11 protein-coding genes and 3 tRNA genes are annotated in these 15,535 nt (G+C 72.8%); 9 read left to right on the forward strand and 5 right to left on the reverse strand.

Going from position 1 to position 15,535, the window contains the following annotated elements; translation table 11 throughout:
* Nucleotides 1-378: 378 nt before the first annotated feature.
* Together ACLJWH_RS29460 and ACLJWH_RS29465 are read right to left on the reverse strand one after the other, a co-directional pair.
* Nucleotides 379-5,520 carry a PAS domain-containing protein gene (locus tag ACLJWH_RS29460; RefSeq protein WP_411144824.1) on the reverse strand — a complete coding sequence of 1,714 codons (5,142 nt, stop codon included), beginning with the start codon at nucleotides 5,518-5,520 and terminating at the stop codon, nucleotides 379-381.
* Nucleotides 5,521-5,700: 180 nt separating this feature from the next.
* A complete protein-coding gene (locus ACLJWH_RS29465; protein ID WP_411144825.1) occupies nucleotides 5,701-6,294 on the reverse strand; it encodes an SSI family serine proteinase inhibitor in 594 nt (197 codons plus the stop codon).
* Between the two features lie 239 nt (nucleotides 6,295-6,533).
* Between ACLJWH_RS29465 and ACLJWH_RS29470 the strand changes: the two genes are divergently transcribed.
* The 3 genes from ACLJWH_RS29470 to ACLJWH_RS29480 all read left to right on the forward strand — a co-directional run bounded on the left by ACLJWH_RS29470 (nucleotide 6,534) and on the right by ACLJWH_RS29480 (nucleotide 7,733).
* Nucleotides 6,534-6,624: transfer RNA gene (locus tag ACLJWH_RS29470), tRNA-Ser, on the forward strand.
* 189 nt (nucleotides 6,625-6,813) lie between these two features.
* Complete coding sequence (locus ACLJWH_RS29475) at nucleotides 6,814-7,527, forward strand: HD domain-containing protein (protein WP_411144826.1); 714 nt, start codon at nucleotides 6,814-6,816, stop codon at nucleotides 7,525-7,527.
* 133 nt (nucleotides 7,528-7,660) lie between these two features.
* Nucleotides 7,661-7,733: transfer RNA gene (locus tag ACLJWH_RS29480), tRNA-Arg, on the forward strand.
* Nucleotides 7,734-8,312: 579 nt separating this feature from the next.
* Here ACLJWH_RS29480 and ACLJWH_RS29485 read toward each other — a convergent pair.
* Complete coding sequence (locus ACLJWH_RS29485) at nucleotides 8,313-9,104, reverse strand: ATP-binding protein (protein ID WP_411144827.1); 792 nt, start codon at nucleotides 9,102-9,104, stop codon at nucleotides 8,313-8,315.
* Nucleotides 9,105-9,181: 77 nt separating this feature from the next.
* Nucleotides 9,182-9,670 (reverse strand): hypothetical protein, encoded by a 489-nt coding sequence (locus tag ACLJWH_RS29490; protein ID WP_411144828.1) that lies wholly within the window; start codon nucleotides 9,668-9,670, stop codon nucleotides 9,182-9,184.
* An 88-nt stretch (nucleotides 9,671-9,758) separates the two neighbouring features.
* Here ACLJWH_RS29490 and ACLJWH_RS29495 point away from each other — a divergent pair.
* The 5 genes from ACLJWH_RS29495 (at nucleotide 9,759) to ACLJWH_RS29515 (ending at nucleotide 14,489) form a co-directional block, all read left to right on the forward strand.
* A tRNA-Met gene (locus tag ACLJWH_RS29495) sits at nucleotides 9,759-9,832 on the forward strand.
* Between the two features lie 168 nt (nucleotides 9,833-10,000).
* Nucleotides 10,001-11,062 (forward strand): GlxA family transcriptional regulator, encoded by a 1,062-nt coding sequence (locus ACLJWH_RS29500; protein ID WP_411144829.1) that lies wholly within the window; start codon nucleotides 10,001-10,003, stop codon nucleotides 11,060-11,062.
* A gap of 300 nt (nucleotides 11,063-11,362) precedes the next feature.
* Nucleotides 11,363-12,463, forward strand: coding sequence for a DUF2797 domain-containing protein (locus ACLJWH_RS29505; protein WP_411144830.1), 1,101 nt, complete (start codon nucleotides 11,363-11,365; stop codon nucleotides 12,461-12,463).
* Nucleotides 12,464-12,555: 92 nt separating this feature from the next.
* Nucleotides 12,556-13,209 carry a class I SAM-dependent methyltransferase gene (locus ACLJWH_RS29510; RefSeq protein ID WP_411144831.1) on the forward strand — a complete coding sequence of 218 codons (654 nt, stop codon included), beginning with the start codon at nucleotides 12,556-12,558 and terminating at the stop codon, nucleotides 13,207-13,209.
* 422 nt (nucleotides 13,210-13,631) lie between these two features.
* A complete protein-coding gene (locus ACLJWH_RS29515) occupies nucleotides 13,632-14,489 on the forward strand; it encodes an amidohydrolase family protein (protein ID WP_411144832.1) in 858 nt (285 codons plus the stop codon).
* Here ACLJWH_RS29515 and ACLJWH_RS29520 read toward each other — a convergent pair.
* Nucleotides 14,456-14,854, reverse strand: a complete 399-nt coding sequence (locus ACLJWH_RS29520; RefSeq protein WP_411144833.1) for a nuclear transport factor 2 family protein — start codon at nucleotides 14,852-14,854, stop codon at nucleotides 14,456-14,458. The two genes, ACLJWH_RS29515 and ACLJWH_RS29520, sit on opposite strands and share 34 nt — an antisense overlap.
* A 47-nt stretch (nucleotides 14,855-14,901) precedes the next feature.
* Here ACLJWH_RS29520 and ACLJWH_RS29525 point away from each other — a divergent pair, with 47 nt between their 5' ends.
* Nucleotides 14,902-15,507, forward strand: coding sequence for a TetR/AcrR family transcriptional regulator (locus ACLJWH_RS29525; RefSeq protein WP_411144991.1), 606 nt, complete (start codon nucleotides 14,902-14,904; stop codon nucleotides 15,505-15,507).
* Nucleotides 15,508-15,535 lie beyond the last annotated feature (28 nt).

Genomic DNA, 15,535 nt, shown 5'->3' on the forward strand with positions numbered 1-15,535 from the left:
CCCGCGCGACGGCCCGGCCGCGCGAAGTCCGCCCGCGCGACGGCCCGTCCGTGCGAAGTCCGCCCGCATGAATTCCGCACGTCCGAATTCCGGGCATCCGAAATCGGCACACGGGAAACTGCCCAGGAAACCCCCAGGCCCCCAGAGCCCCCCCCAGGCCCCCAGGCCCCCAGGCCCCCCAGGAAACCGTCCCGCGAAATCAGCCGCGACGGCTCTCTCCGTGCCGAAGCTGCCCGTACTGAAGCTGCCTGCACCGAAGCCGTCCGTGCTGAAGCTGTCCGTGCCGAAGCAGGCCGTACAGCGGTCGCCCGTGCCGAAGCAGGCCGTACAGCGGTCGCCCGTACAGCGGTCGTCCGTACCGCAGCCGTCCGTCCGGACTCAGTTCGTGCCGATCTTGGCGAGCAGGTCGACGATCCGGGACTGGACCTCCGCGCTCGTGGAGCGCTCCGCGAGGAAGAGGACGGTCTCGCCCGAGGCGAGGCGCGGCAGTTGGGCCGGGTCCAGGTCGGCGGAGGTGTAGACGACCAGCGGGGTGTGGTCGAGCAGCCCGTTGGCGCGCAGCCAGTCGACGATGCCGGCCCGTCGGCGGCGTACCTGCATCAGGTCCATCACGACCAGATTCGGCCGCATCTGCGCCGCGAGGGTGACCGCTTCGGCGTCCGCGTCGGCCCGCGCGACCTGCATACCGCGCCGCTCCAGCGACGTGGTCAGGGCGCCCGCGATGGCGTCGTTCTGCTCGATCAACAGCACCCGGGGCGGGTGGAGTTCACTGTCGCGCGGGGCGAGCGCCTTGAGGAGTACGGCCGGATCGGCGCCGTACGCCGCCTCGCGGGTGGCCTGTCCGAGACCGGCGGTCACCAGCACGGGGACCTCGGCCGCGCCCGCCGCCTGGCGCAGCGACTGGAGCGCGGTACGGGTGATCGGGCCCGTCAGCGGGTCGACGAAGAGCGCCGCGGGGTATGCGGCGATCTGCGCGTCCACCTCCTCGCGGGAGTTGACGATCACCGGGCGGTAGCCGCGGTCGCTCAGCGCCTGCTGGGTGGCGACATCCGGCGCGGGCCACACCAGCAGCCGACGCGGATTGTCCAGCGGCTCCGGCGGCAACTCGTCGTCCATCGGCGGCAGCTGACGATCCATCACCTCGACGGCGCCGTTCGGGCCGTCCAGCGGTTCGGGGCCCTCGCTGCCCTCGTCGGGCGCGGAGATCGCGAAGGCGCGCCCCGCACCGCCGTCCAGCAGATGCGGCGGCGGCTGGCTCTGCGCGGGCGACGGCTGCGGGGCCGGCTTCGGGCCGCCCAGGCGCCGGCGCGCGTCATTGGCCGGGGCCTCGGGGGCGCTCGTGCGCGCGTCGTCCTGCGGGGGCGCGGCGAGCTTGCGCCGCCGCCCCGAACCGGGGGACGTACCTCCCGGAGGCGTACCGCCGGGGGGCGTGCTGCCGGGAGGCGTGCTGCCTGGGGGCGGCGTCGGGTGCTGCGGGTCGGTGATCTGCTGGGCGAACGGCACGCCCTGCCCGAGCGTGCGCACGCTGAACGCCCGCCCGTGCGAGTGCCCCGCCGCATGCCCGCCGTCGTCCTCGGCCGGCGGCAGCGGCTGCCCCGGCGCGGGCGCGGGGGACTGGGCCGCGGCCTGGGCCGGGTCGCGGAACTGGTCCGCCGGGCCCTGCTCGGGGGGCCGGCCGGGGGTCCGGTCCGTGACGTGGCCGGGGGCCTGGGCCGGCGGCTCTTCGGCGGGGCTGGGGCGGCCGCGCCGCCGCCCCGTCGGGGCGGGGGGAACGGCCGCGGCGGGCACGGCAGGCGTGGCGGGTGCGGTGGACGCGGTCGATGCGGTCGATGCGGTGGCGTCCGTCGCCGGGGCGATCCCGGGCGCCGCGCCCGTCGCCGTACCGGTCGCGTCGGCCGGCTCGTTGGGCTGTGCCACCAGCCCCTCCGGGCCCGCCACGAAGGTGCCGGACGCCTCGGAATCGGCCATCGCGGCGGCCGCCCGTTCCTCGGCGGCGGCTCGCCGGGCCCGCCGTCCGTCGGTCGGCCCGCCCTCCCAACTGCCTTGCGGATCAACGGAGTCGGAGCCTTCGGCCGCGTATCCCTGCCGCGTACCGGCGGCCTCGGCCACGCCTCCGGCGACCGGACGGCGCGCCCGGCGCCGCCCCGTGCCCTCACCGTCCTGCGGACCGGCCTGCACGGGCAGCGCCGGACGCGACTGCGGAGTCTGGTCCGCTGCGGCGGGCGGCAGCGCGAAGGCGGTACGCCCCCCGGCGGGCGACAACGCCTCCGCCGACCGGGCCGCCCCCTGCTGCCGCGCGGCCGACGACTGCTGAGGGGAGGTCTGCTGCTGGACGGGGAACGGCGGCTGGGAGGAGGTCTGCTGCTGAGCGGCGGCCGACTGCTGGACCGACGAGGCCGACGGGCCGGCCGGGCCGGACGCGGACGGTGCGGTCGACGCGGCCCCGTCACCCGGTACGGACCGTTCGGGCGCCTCGGCCAGCGCCCGGCGCGCCCGCCGCCCACTCGGCTGCACCGGCCCCAGCCCCTGCACCGGCCCCAAACCCTGCGGCTGACCCTGGGCCGGGCCATGACCCTGGGCCGGGCCATGACCGGGCTCCTGACCCTGGCCGGGGCCAGGAGCCTGGCCGGGACCCTGACCGTGGACCTGGCCGTGGGGCTGGTCCGGAGCCTGCCGCTGCCCCGGCGGACGTGCCGGTGCCGGGGCCTGGGACTGCTCCGGCCCCCGGCCCCGCCCTTGGTTCTGCCCCTGCCCCTGGCCCTGACTCCGTCCCTGACCCTGACCCTGGTTCTGTCCCTGATGTGGTGCCTGGTCCGGCGTCGTGGCGGGGCCGTGCGGCGCGCGCGCGGGCGCATCGCCCGCGGCCGACGGGAGCGCGGGCAGCGCACCGCCCTCCGGCGCCCCCTGCCGGGCCCGTCGGCGTCCGCTCGGGGGGACGGCCTCGGCACCCGCCATGCCCGACGGCAGCCCCGCACCACCCGCGGTACCACCGTGCTCACCATTACCGGGAGCACCGGGAGCACCGGGAGCACCGGGAGCACCGGGAGCACCGGGAGCACCGGGAGCGGTGGGAATGCCGGGAGCGGCGGGAAGGCCCGGCACACCCGGCACACCCGGCACACCGGGATGGCGAGGGTTACGGGGATCGCCGGCGTGCCCGGCGTGCCCGTCGTGCCCGTCGCCGCTCCCGTGCCCCTCCCGCTTCCCCGCCCCGTCTCCGTCCCCGCCAGTACTGCCGCTCCCGCTCCCGTTCCCACTGCCCGCGGCGCCGCGCGCCGCGCCGGGCGTACCGTCCCCGGCCGCACCGCGCGCCGCGGGCATGCCGTGCTGGCCCTGAGGGCCGTGCCCGCCGGGCACCTGCGGCCCCGCGTCCGCTACCTGCTCCGCGCCGGAGTGCCGCGCGCGCCGACGTCCCGTCGGCTGCGCACCGTCCGCCTGGGCCGGCACTCCCGTACCACCCTCAACACCCGGGCCGCCGCGCCCCGTACGCTGACCGCCCCCCGCGAACGCGCCACCAGGCCCACCAGCCGTACCGGACCCACCAGCCGCCCCAGGACCACCGGGCCCCCGAGAGCCGCCGGGCCCACCTGATCCACCTGATCCACCTGATCCACCTGATCCACCGGGTCCACGAGACCCACCGGACCCGCCGTCACCACCATCCCGACCGCCACCATCCCGACCGCCACCATCCCGGCCCTCACCACCGCGACCGCCCTCACCACCGGGCCCGCCGTCCCCCAGGTCACCCTGACCACCCGGCGCCGCCTGACCACCGCGGCCACCACGACCACCCGGCCCCCGCTCCAACTCCCCCTTACCGACAGCCCCGGCCCCGGCTCCAGCCGTTGTCCCGGCCGTCGTCCCGGTCGTTGTCCCGGCCGCCGCCCCGGCCTGCTGGGTGCCACGCGCCCGAGCCGCCGGTACCGGCATCACCGTCGTCTCGTTCCCGGTGGCCTCGCGCGGCCGGTCCGACCCCGTCGGCGCGGAGCCGACGGCCGCCATCGGCAGCTCCAGTACGAACGCGCTGCCGCCCGCGCCCGGCGCCCCCGGCACCTCATGGCTCTGCACCAGACCGCCGTGCTGCCGGACGATCCCGCGGACGATCGGCTCGTGGACCGGATCGCCGCCGCCGTACGGGCCGCGCACCTCGATCCGTACGACATCGCCGCGCTGCGCCGCCGCCACCACGATCGTCGAGTCCCGGGCGACCGACCCGGCCCGCGCACCCGCGCCCGCTGCCGTACCGGCGTCACCGGCCGGCATCCGGCCCGTCGAGTCCACGCCCGCCACATCCGCGATCAGATGCGCCAGCGCCAGCGCGATCCGCTCGGCGTCGACCACGGCCTCGATCGGCGGCGCGTGCACCGCGAACTGCGCGCGGCCCGGCCCGATCAGCTCGACCGCGCCCTCCACGCCCGCCGCCACGACCTCGTCCAGCGAGACCTTGGCACGGTTGAGGCGCTCCTTCCCGGAGTCCAGCCGCTGATAGCTCAGGACGTTGTCCACCAGCGTCGCCATCCGGGCCTGGCCCGCGGCGAGGTGGTGCAGGATCTGGTTCGCCTCCGGCCACAGCTGGCCCGCCGGGTCGGACGCCAGGGTGCCCAGTTCCGCCGTCAGCTCGGCCAGCGGCTCGCGCAGGGCCTGGCCCAGCACCGCCAGCAGCTGCGTGTGCCGGGCGGCCAGCGCGTCGAAGGGGCGGCGGTCGGTGAAGGTCATCACCGCGCCGACGAGCTGATCGCCGTCCCGCACCGGCGCCGTCGTCAGATCAACGGAGACCGAGCGCCCGTCCTTCGCCCACAGCGCCTGCCCGCGCACCCGGTGCTTGCGCCCGGACTTGAGGGTGTCGGCGAGCGGCGTCTCCTCCCACGGCAGCGGGGAGCCGTCCGGCCGCGAGTGGTGGATCAGCGGATGCAGCTCCTTGCCGCCCAGCTCGCTCGCCCGGTAGCCGAGAATCTGCGCGGCGGACGGATTGACCAGGACGACCTTGCCCTCGGCGTCGACCCCGACCACACCCTCGGCCGCGGCCCGCAGGATCATCTCGGTCTGCCGCTGCTGGCGGGCCAGCTCGGTCTCGGTGTCCAGCGTCCCGGTCAGATCGCGGACGACGAGCATCAGCAGCTCGTCGCCGGTGAAGCCGGTCCGGTGATCGGCGTACGCGGCCTCGAAGGCGGACTCGTACGGGGTGCGGCCGTCCTCAAGATTGGCGCTGGTCACCTCGACCAGCAGCTCCCTGCCGTCGGTACGCCGCGCGACCATCCGCGTCGGCTTCGTCCGCGGGCCCTGCATCTCCTCGTCGCGGCGGCGCATGGAGCCGGGGATGCGCTTGGAGTCGAAGGTCGGCAGCAGATCGAGCAGGCCACGACCCACCAGTGCCGTGCCCGGCGCCTCGAACGTCTCCAGCGCGATGGTGTTGGCGTTGACGACCGTGCCGTTGCAGTTGACGAGCAGCAGCGCGTCGGGGAGGGCGTCGAGTATGGCTGCGAGGCGAGCAGCGCCTCGGGATGGCCTGCTGCTCACGACGACGCTTCCTCCTTGTTACCGCACCTTGCCGGCCCACCGCGGCGGACCGCTGGAAGGGAGTCTACGGGCACTTGCCCGGGGCGCGGAGGCGGATGACGGGGAGGTAATGCCACGGCCGGGTGCGACTCGCCGCACGCCCGACATGTGCCCCGCGTCCTGACCTGACGCGCTACTCCGTCACGAAGCGGTCACCGGAAGCAGCGGTTGGAAGCGGTTCCAGCGGTCGATCTCACAGCCGTTCGTGCGCCGGAAATCGGCGTTCACGGGGCGGCCCGCCCAGGTCCCGGTGACATGCGCGGTGGCCGGTCCGCCGTACATCATCGTGCACTTCGCACCGCGCGGCACCGGGGCGAACAGGTCCTTGCCCCAGGACGTCTGCCGGTCGAGCGCGTCGCAGGCTCTCGCCGCGGCGTGGTGCGAACCGCTGTGGGGATGGCAGTACAGCTCGAACGTGCCGTCGGCCTCGGCGGTACCGGAACGGGTGACGGTGACGGTGAGGTGGTCGGCGCCGCGGCCGAGGCGGCCCGCACCGAGCCCCGCCGCGCCCACCGCGCCGCGCCACGCCTCGTCCACCGGGCCGGTCCCGGTACCGTCCGCCGCGCCGGGCCCCGCGTCCGCCGGGTCCGCCGGGTCCGCCGCGGACCGGTGCGGCACCAGCGGGATCGGGGCGGCCGAGGCGGCCGGCACCGTCATGACGAGGGCGGCCACGGCGGTGGCGACGGACAGGGCGGCGGTGGCCACGGCGTGGCGGTACGTCCGGCGGTACGGCATCACAGACTCCAGGGAGGTGGGTGCGGGCGGTACGGGGTGCCTACGAGCAGGGGCGCACGGCTGCGCTCGCCATACGGCCCCGACTCTCCTAACGCGCCGCCGCCCCCGACGTTGCGCCGCAGGAACGTCTTTGCCGGGTTGCCCGCCCGGCGAGTACGGTGGGGGGCGATTGGTGACACCGCACTGAGCTGTGCCATCATTCGGACACACCACAGCGCGGTAACGCGCGTGGGGTGTGTGGAGGCGTCGCCTAGTCCGGTCTATGGCGCCGCACTGCTAATGCGGTTTGGGTCTTACCACCCATCGAGGGTTCAAATCCCTCCGCCTCCGCTCTCTTCGTTCAGGCCCCGGTCATCCACGACCGGGGCCTGAACGCTTTCCGCGTCCCGTTTCCCGCCCCGCTGCCACCCGCGCACGGGCCGTCGGCCGTCTCGCCCCGCACAGCTTCGTGTCCATATCTGTGGGCTGTCTGTCCTGATACGACAGGCGCCCCCGGCCGCCACGCGCCAGGCTGAACTCATGACACCCACGAATCCCGTGCAGCCCACGAATCCCACGACATCGAACGCCGGAAGCGACGCGAGCGCGGGAAGCGGCCCGGAACGCATCGCGGGCATCGCCATCCCGGACAGCCGCCTCGCCAAGGAGGCCACCGAACTGGTCCGCGACATCACGGACGACCTGATCTACCACCACTGCCGCCGCGTCTACCTCTTCGGCGCCCGGCACGGCCAGGAACGCGGTCTTGCCTTCGACCCGGAGCTGGTCTACATCGGCGCGCTCTTCCACGACCTCGGCCTGACGGAGAAGTTCCGCAGCTCCCAGCAGCGCTTCGAGCTCGACGGCGCCGACGAGGCCCGCGCCTTCCTGACCGCCCGCGGCATCCCCGAGGACCGCGTCCGCCTCGTCTGGGAGGGCATCGCCCTGCACACCACGCCGGAGATCCCGCACCACATGGCCCCCGAGGTCGCCCTCGTCACCGCCGGCGTCGAACTGGACGTCCTGGGCATCGGCTACGACACCCTCCCCCCGGAGACCCGCGACGCGATCACCGCCGCCCACCCCCGCCCCGACTTCAAGCGCCGCATCCTCCACGCCTTCCACGCGGGCCTGGCCCACCGCCCCCAGACCACTTTCGGCAACGTGAAGGCCGACGTCCTGGACCGCTTCGAAGAGGGCTACACCCGCCCGAACTTCGTCCGGATCATCGAGGACTCCCCCTGGGACCAGTAACCCCAAGAAACTCGCTACGAGGGCGTTTGTGCAGGTCAGAGGTGCTTTGCCGAATGGATTTCGCCTCACGGCGCAGGTCATGTAATGTTGTCCACGCAACGCCGACCGGAAAGAAAAACCGCCGGAAAGCCAAGCGCTCGTAGCTTAACGGATAGAGCATCTGACTACGGATCAGAAGGTTGCAGGTTCGAATCCTGCCGAGCGCACAGCAGGTCAGAGGCCCTCAGGAGAAATCCTGGGGGCCTCTGGCGTATGTCATGACGGTGGTGTTCGACGGCAACGGTGTCGGGGGCGGATCGGGCGACCACCGGGGTGTGGGCCACTCCACCGACCCCGAGCCGGGCAGGACACCGGCCAAAGTCGCTTCGGGTGTCTGATTGTTTGGGTGCCCCGGCGAGGCGGATCCGGCTCAGACGGAATTGTGGTGCTCGTGCCGGGCAGTGGCGGCGGGTGTCAGGTGCAGGGGCCACGGGTCGGGGGCAGCGGTGCTGATCTCGGCCCAGAGGTTGCGGTTGGCGGCGGCGAAGGCGGTGGTGTCCTTGGTCGGTGCGGCGGGCCGCGTGGGGATCGGGCGGCCCAGCTCTCGGCCGAGGCGGGGGTGTGGCCGGAGACGATGAGCCCGACGGCCCAGTAGCCGGCGTCGAGCCAGGTGGCTCCCCGTGTGGTCCGTGCCCAGTCGACCAGGCGCGCCCGATCTCCTTGAGGTGCACGGTTGTTGACGGGCACGCTGTAGCCGAGCCGGGTCTCCGGGTGCGCCGGGACGGAATTCCGCGTGGGCGCGCCCGTCAGGTCCGGGCAGCGGCGTATGGCGGACGGGCCCGCGATGTCCAGAGGGCCGGGCGCGGGTCAGGGGTGTGGTGGGGCGGGTGGTGGGCGAGGTGGGTGGTCAGTTGGTGGCGGGTGTCGGTTTCGGTTTGGGCCGCGGTGCGGTCGGTGACGTGCACGGTGATGACGGCCCAGGGGGTGGCTGACAGGAGGCGGTGGGTCAGGTCGGACTCGTGGCGCAGATGGGCGGCGGCCGAGGGGAGGTCGTGGACGGACGCGGTGCCGGGGGAGTGGCGGAGCTTGGTGAGGTACCAGTCCTCCCACTGGGGGCCTTCGCGTTCGATCGCGCGCCGGAGGGCGGCTTCCGGGTCGTCCCGTAGGTAGATCACGGTCACCTGGCAGGGCGCCACGGCCGTTTCTAGGTCGCGGATGACGCGGGCGATCGTCGGTTCGTCGTGGCCCCAGGCGACCAGGGAGGGGATGAAGGGGAGCAGCGCGTCGGTGATGAGTACCTCGGTGCCGTCCGCGCGGGCCTGGGTGACGTAGGCGCGGGTGGACTCCACGAGGGTCTCGGGCCGTACGCGGCCGCTGCCGTCGGCGAACTCCTCGGCCACGGGGCGGAAGGCCGGCCGGGTGAGGATGTCCGCCTCTTCGAAGTGGTCGACGGCCGCCCCGGTGCCCGTCAGCCAGCGGGCCAGGGCGGCGCACAGCGTGGACTTGCCCACGCCGGGGCTGCTGCCGAGGACCGCGATCAGGTGTGGGGGGTTCGCCGGGGCCGCCGGGTTTGTCGGGTCTGCCGGGTGCGCTGTCATCGGGGGCAGTCTTGCAGAGGGGCGGACGAGTCGGGGAGGGGCGGTGACGGCTTCAACTCGCTTGAGCGGGAGGGTGGTCAGGCGGTTTCCGCGGCCTCGGTGGTCTCCGCTGCCTCCGCGGCTCCGGTGGTCTCCGCTGCCTCTGCCGCCCCGGTGGTTGCGGTCGGCCGGGTGGGGTGGGGGGTGACGACGATTTGGTGGGTGTCCTCGTAGACGATGCGGCCCGGGGGTGTGGCGGAGTGGAGGCGGCGGCAGGGGATGCGGTGGGCGGCGAGGATGGCGAGGTAGCCATCCACGCGGGCGATCAGGTCGTGGGATGTCGATTTGAACCAGGCCACGGCGCCGGGGTTCAGGGTGCGGTCGTAGACGGTGGGGTCGGTGTCCGAGGGGTTGGGGTAGTTCGCGTCGTACCAGTCGTTGTTGGTGCGCCGGAAGCGTTCCTGGCCGGGGGTGAGCCGGCCCTCCTTGGCGAGGGTGTTGACGAGGGCGAAGACGCCGGGGAAGTGGCCGTCGGGGTGGCGGGTCGTGCCCTGGAAGCGGACGTAGTGGAGGGCGGCGGGCGGCATGGCGGGCTCCTGGGCGGGGGAGGGGGCGGCCGTTGTGGAGAGCAGATTAGGTGTTGGGGCAGGAGTCGCGTAGTGTCATACCTACCGACGCGGGGTGGAGCAGCTCGGTAGCTCGCTGGGCTCATAACCCAGAGGTCGCAGGTTCAAATCCTGTCCCCGCTACGAACGCCGCAGGCCCAGTGGAAAGCATTCCACTGGGCCTGCGGCATTTTGCGTGCGGTGTGGGTGTTCCTGGTGGTCGGGCGGCCGGGTGGCTGGTGAGGTTGGGTGGCTGGGTGGGGCTGGAGCGCGAGGATCGGGTCACGGGGTGGCGACGTCATGGGGGTGGCGATGGCTGAGGTGAGGGAGAGCGGGAGCGGGAGTGGGCGGGCGGCTGCGGGGAGTGGGCGTCGGCACCGGGTCGCGGTGCTGGTGCGGCACGGGATGCTGCCGATCGAGGTGGGCATCGTCCACCGGCTCTTCGGCGCGGCCAGGTCCGTGACCGGGGAGCGGCTGTACGAGGTGGTGACCTGCGCGCTGGAGCCGGGTGAGGTGCGTACGGACGCGGATTTCACGGTGCATGTCGCGCACGGGCCGCAGGCGCTGGCGGTGGCCGACACGGTGGTCGTACCGGCGTCGGGGGCGGACTACGAACCCGGTACGGGGCGGCTGAGCGCGCCGATGGCGGAGGCGCTGGGCCGGATCCGGCCCGGGACGCGGATCGCGTCGATCTGTACGGGGGCGTTCGTGCTGGCCGCGGCGGGGATTCTGGACGGGCGGCGGGCGACCACGCACTGGTCGTCGGTGGAGGACTTCCGCCGGCTGTTCCCGGAGGTCGAACTGGACGCGGATGTGCTGTACACGGACGAGGGCGAGGTGCTGACGGCGGCCGGGGTCGCGTCCGGTATGGACCTGTGTCTGCACATGATCCGGCGGGACCACGGGGCGACGGTGGCCAATGACGTGGCCCGCCGTACGGTCGTACCGCCGCACCGGGAGGGCGGCCAGGCGCAGTACATCCGGCGGCCGGTGCCGGAGCCGCGGGCGTCGTCGACGGCTGCGGCGCGGGCATGGGCGCTGGAGCACCTGGACCGGCCGCTGAGCCTGCGGGAACTGGCGGCGCGCGAGTCGATGAGCGTACGGACCTTCACCCGGCGGTTCCGGGAGGAGGCCGGGATTTCGCCGCTCCAGTGGCTGACCCAGCAACGGGTCGAGCGGGCCCGGCAGTTGCTGGAGGAGACGGAGCTGCCCGTGGACCGGATCGCGACGGCGGCCGGCTTCGGTACGGCGGCTTCGCTGCGCCAGCACTTCCAGTCCGCGCTGGGGGTCTCGCCGCGCGCGTATCGCGGCACCTTCCGGGGGCCGGAGCCGCGAGTGCTGAGGGAGGAGGGAGGAGTGGGGGAGAGGGGGTGAGGTAGGGCGCTGGGGGGGCGGCTGTGTGTGGTGGGGGTGGGGGCCGTCGGAGGGTGGGACGGGTGGGGCGGGTCGTAGGCTGAAGGTGTGTGGCGATGTACGGGACCGCGTTGGTCGGGTGGTGGAGTGGAGGCCGCCGGACGGTTCGCGCGGCCCGCGCGCGTTGAGCGGCCCGCACGTTTCGAGGGGGCTGCACGCGTTGGGCACTCCGCCCGTTTCGAGGGGGCCGCCCGCGCTGAGCAGTCCGGGCGCTCCGAGCGGCATGGACGCTCCGAGCGGCATGGACGCTCCGAGTACCCCGTGGGTGCCGAGTCCCCGGCGGGCGCCGAGTGCCCCGTGGGCTCCGAGCGCTCCATGGGCTCCGAGCGGTCCGGACGGTTCGCGCAGCGGCTCGGCTGGTACTGCGCCGAGCGGGACGAGGTGCGGGTGAGCATGCTCCCCGCGGGCAAGGCGCTGGCGTTCGCCGCGGAGGGGGAGCGGCGGTGTCTGGGGGTGTGGCGGGCCGGCCGCTGGATCGTGTGCCCGTACGCGGCGGTGATCGACGGCGCGAGCGCGAAGGACCAGTGCGCGCGGTGCGCCCAGCTGGACCGGTCGCGGTCGGTGGCCGCGGACACCATGGCCGATGACCCGCGCCCGTACGGCGTCTATCTCGCGTACTTCGGTCCCGGTCTGCTCAAGGTGGGGATCACGGCCGCCGAGCGCGGTCCGGCGCGGCTGGTGGAACAGGGGGCGGTGGCGTACGCATGGCTGGGGCGCGGACCGTTGATGGCCGCGCGGCGGGCGGAGGCGCTGTTGGGGAGCGCGCTGGCGGTGCCCGACCGGTTCGGGAAGGCGGCGAAGCGGGCGGCGCGCGGGGCGCTGCCCGCATGGTCCGAGCGGGTGGCCGAGCTTGCCCAACTGCACGCCAGGGCACGGGGGTTGGCTGGCTGGCCGGAGACGCTGGAGCCGGTGGAGTTCGCCGCCACGGACCATACGGAGCTGTTCGGTCTGGACCGGGTACCGGCGGGCGCGGTGGAGCTGGGCGGGCTGACGGCGGGCGCGGAGGTGGTGGGGGAGGTGCTGGCCGGGGTCGGGCCGGATCTGTATCTGCGGTTGGCGGGAGCGGGAGCGGGAGCGGGGGAGGGGGCGAGGGAGGAGGCTGCGCATCCCGGGGCTTGGGTGGCTTCCGAAGGTGGTGGGGGTGATGCGGGCTCGGGGGCTTCGATGGTTTCCGGGTTTTCCGAGGCTTCCGGGGGTGGTGGGGTGGTTGCGGTGCTTGATGCTCGGGTGTTGTCCGGGTGGGTGCTGGGGCCGGCCGCCGGGCGGGTGACGACGGTCGCGGTGCGGGCGGCGGCGTACGGGGCGGGGGCGGCGGGCACGGGCGGGCGTGCGGGCGACGGGCTTCAGGGGGGCCTGTTCTGACCGCGTTCGCGGCGATGGCCCGAGGCGAACGGGAGAGAGGGAAGATCGTGATTCTCTCGGCTCGCCTCGGGCCGGGAACTACTGTCGTGAGCATGGTTGAACACGATGCCCTCAGTGCCACCCGAGGGGCTTACGACGCTGCTGCCTCCACCTATGCGCAGCTGTTCCGCGACACGCTGCATGACCGTCCACTGGACCGCGCGATCTTGGGTGCCTTCGCCGAGGTCGTGAGTGCGAGTGAGGACGGTCAGGGGCAGGTCGCGGACCTGGGGTGTGGGCCCGGTCATATCACCGCTCATCTGGCCGAGCTGGGGCTGGCGGCGTTCGGTGTCGATGCCTCGCCCGCGATGATCGAGTTGGCCCGGCACGCCTATCCGGACCTCCGGTTCGACGTGGGCTCGATGGCCGCGTTGAACATCGCCGACGGCGTGCTGGGCGGCGTACTCTCACGTTGGTCCGTCATCCACACTCCGCCGCGGGAACTCCCCGTCATCCTGGCGGAGTTCCATCGTGTGCTGGCACCTGGCGGCCACCTTCTGGTCGGCTTTTCGGCAAGCGATGATCCGTCTCATCCGACGCAGGTCTTCGATCACACAGTCGCGCCGGCCTATCGGTGGTGGCCCGATCACCTCGCCGCGATGCTGCGCGAGTCCGGGTTGGCCGAGGTGGCCCGGATGGTTCGCGAGCCTCAGCCCACCGACCGACGGCAGTTCCAGGAGATCCAACTGCTCGCCCGCAAAGCCTGAGCAGGGGCTGTCCGAGCGCATACATGACCGCATCCGGCCCCCCCCCGGACGGGGAGCCTCGCCCACCTGGGCTTGCCCACGTCCGGCCAGCTCGCGGGACGCCGTAACGGCACCGGCCTCTCTCCCCATGAACCGGTTTCAGTGGCTGCGTGGACTCCTCGTGGGGCACTCGCTGCCCGGACACCAGCCCTCCGTGGCCCGGTTCGACAGCGGGTTCGTCCGCCTCTCGCGCCGGCCGAGCAGGCTGAACCGCTGATGCGGAGAAGGTCCGGTCCGCGCGGCGTGTAGCGATCGTGGTGCGCATGGTGTTCTTGGTGTTACTGATGTTGGTCCTGATGTTGTTGGCGTTGTGGGTGTTGCTGGCCTTGTGAAGATGGGAGGGGCAGCGTGGTGGTAGGGATGCGGCGGCGGGCGGCGCGGACGTGGACGGTTCGGAGCAAGTGCGGGCGTTCTGGCGGGGGCTGGGGCTGCCGGGGCTGGTCGATGTGCATACGCACTTCATGCCCGAGCGGGTGATGGCGAAGGTCTGGGCGTATTTCGACGCCGCCGGGCCGCTGGTGGGCCGGCCGTGGCCGATCGCGTACCGGTTGGCGGAGGAGGAGCGGCTGGCGGTGCTGCGCGGCTTCGGAGTACGGGCCTTCACCTCGATGATCTATCCGCACAAATCCGGTATGGCGGTATGGCTGAATGGCTGGGCGGCCGGCTTCGCGGCCCGTACGCCCGACTGTCTGCGGACCGCGACGTTCTTTCCGGAGGACGGGGCGGCGGCGTACGTCCGTGCCGAACTGGCGGGTGGGGTGCGAGTGTTCAAGGCCCATGTGCAGGTCGGCGGGTACGATCCGGCCGGTCCGCTGCTCGATCCGGTATGGGGAGCCCTCGCGGAGGCCGGGACGCCGGTCGTCATCCACTGCGGGTCGGGCCCGGTGCCGGCCCGGTACACCGGGCCCGAGCCGGTCGCCCGGCTGCTCGCCCGGCATCCCCGGCTGCGGCTGGTCATCGCGCATCTGGGGATGCCGGAGTACGTCGAATTCCTGGGCCTGGCGGAACGCTGGCCGGGCGTACACCTCGATACGACGATGGCCTTCACCGACTTCTCCGAGCGGGCCGCGCCGTTCCCGCGCGCCGAAATCGGCCGGCTCGCGGACCTCGGGCCTTTCGTTTGGATCTTCGAGGCGTCGCAGGTTCTGGTGCGCATGCCTGCGCCGGATGTCACGCCGTCCCCCACGGAGATTCCCTTACGGGTCGCTCAAATCGCCGAGATTTCGAGTGGGTTCATGTAGTCGCGAAATCGGGTTACGTAGCCGTCTCGACGTGTGACGAACCAGATGTAACTCAGGTCGATCGGTGATCCGTCTGCGGAGCGGTGATGACGGGCGACTGCCTCGACGATCAGATCGTCGCCGGTCTCGTAGGCTCGGACTTCCGTAAGAGAGCCGTAGCGAAGCTGGCCGCCGTCGAGCAGGCCACGCATGAAGGTGTTGATTTCCACGCGGCTCGCCAGCCGCACCGGGCCGGTGGGGGTGAAGGGGAGCTCGTAGAGCGCGTCCGGAGCGAAGATCGATGTGAAGCCGTCGAGGTCACCGGCCCACAGTGAGTCGAGGGCGCGAGAGAACCACGGCGGCAGGGTGGATGATGAGGTCATCATGTCTCCAGTGAGGTGTTCGACCTGTGTGCCCTGAAGAGCCTAACAGCATTACGGACCGCCGGTCCGAAAATGGGGGGCGGAGGCGAGGTCGCCCTCCGACCTCGCCTGAGGTCGTACTCGCAGCCGCGGACAACCTCTTCGCGCGAGCTGACGTCAGCAGCGTCTCCATGGATGACATCGCAGCGGAGGCACAGGTCGGGAAAGGGACGATCTTCCGGCTCTTCGGCAGTCGCGACGGCCTGCTGGATGCGCTGTGGGCCACCAAAGCCCGAGATCTGCGGGATCGGGTGGACAGCGGCCCCCCACCGCTTGGCCCCGGAGCGCCCGCGCGGGACCGAGCCGTCGCCTTCCTTGATGCGGTGCTCACATTCAAGCTCGACAACGGCAACCTGCTGAGAGCTCGTGAAGCCACAACGTCAGGACTGCTACAAAGCGAGCAATACCGGTGGATGAGGGACCTGCTGGCGCGGACCGCGATGGAGGCCGTCCCCACCCTGACGGCCGAGGACGCCGAATACCTGGCGCACATCTTGCTGGCCGCCGTACACATCGATCTCGTCGACGAACTACTGGCATCCGGACAGACGCCCTCCGCGATACGCCGCATCCAACGAGCACACGTACTCGCCGTCTTGAGCAGCGAATTCAGCTAGGCAGTTTCGTTTGGATCAGTTGGTCGCT

It is taken from the genome of Streptomyces sp. x-80 (assembly GCF_046549095.1).
In the GTDB taxonomy this organism is placed as follows: domain Bacteria; phylum Actinomycetota; class Actinomycetes; order Streptomycetales; family Streptomycetaceae; genus Streptomyces; species Streptomyces celluloflavus.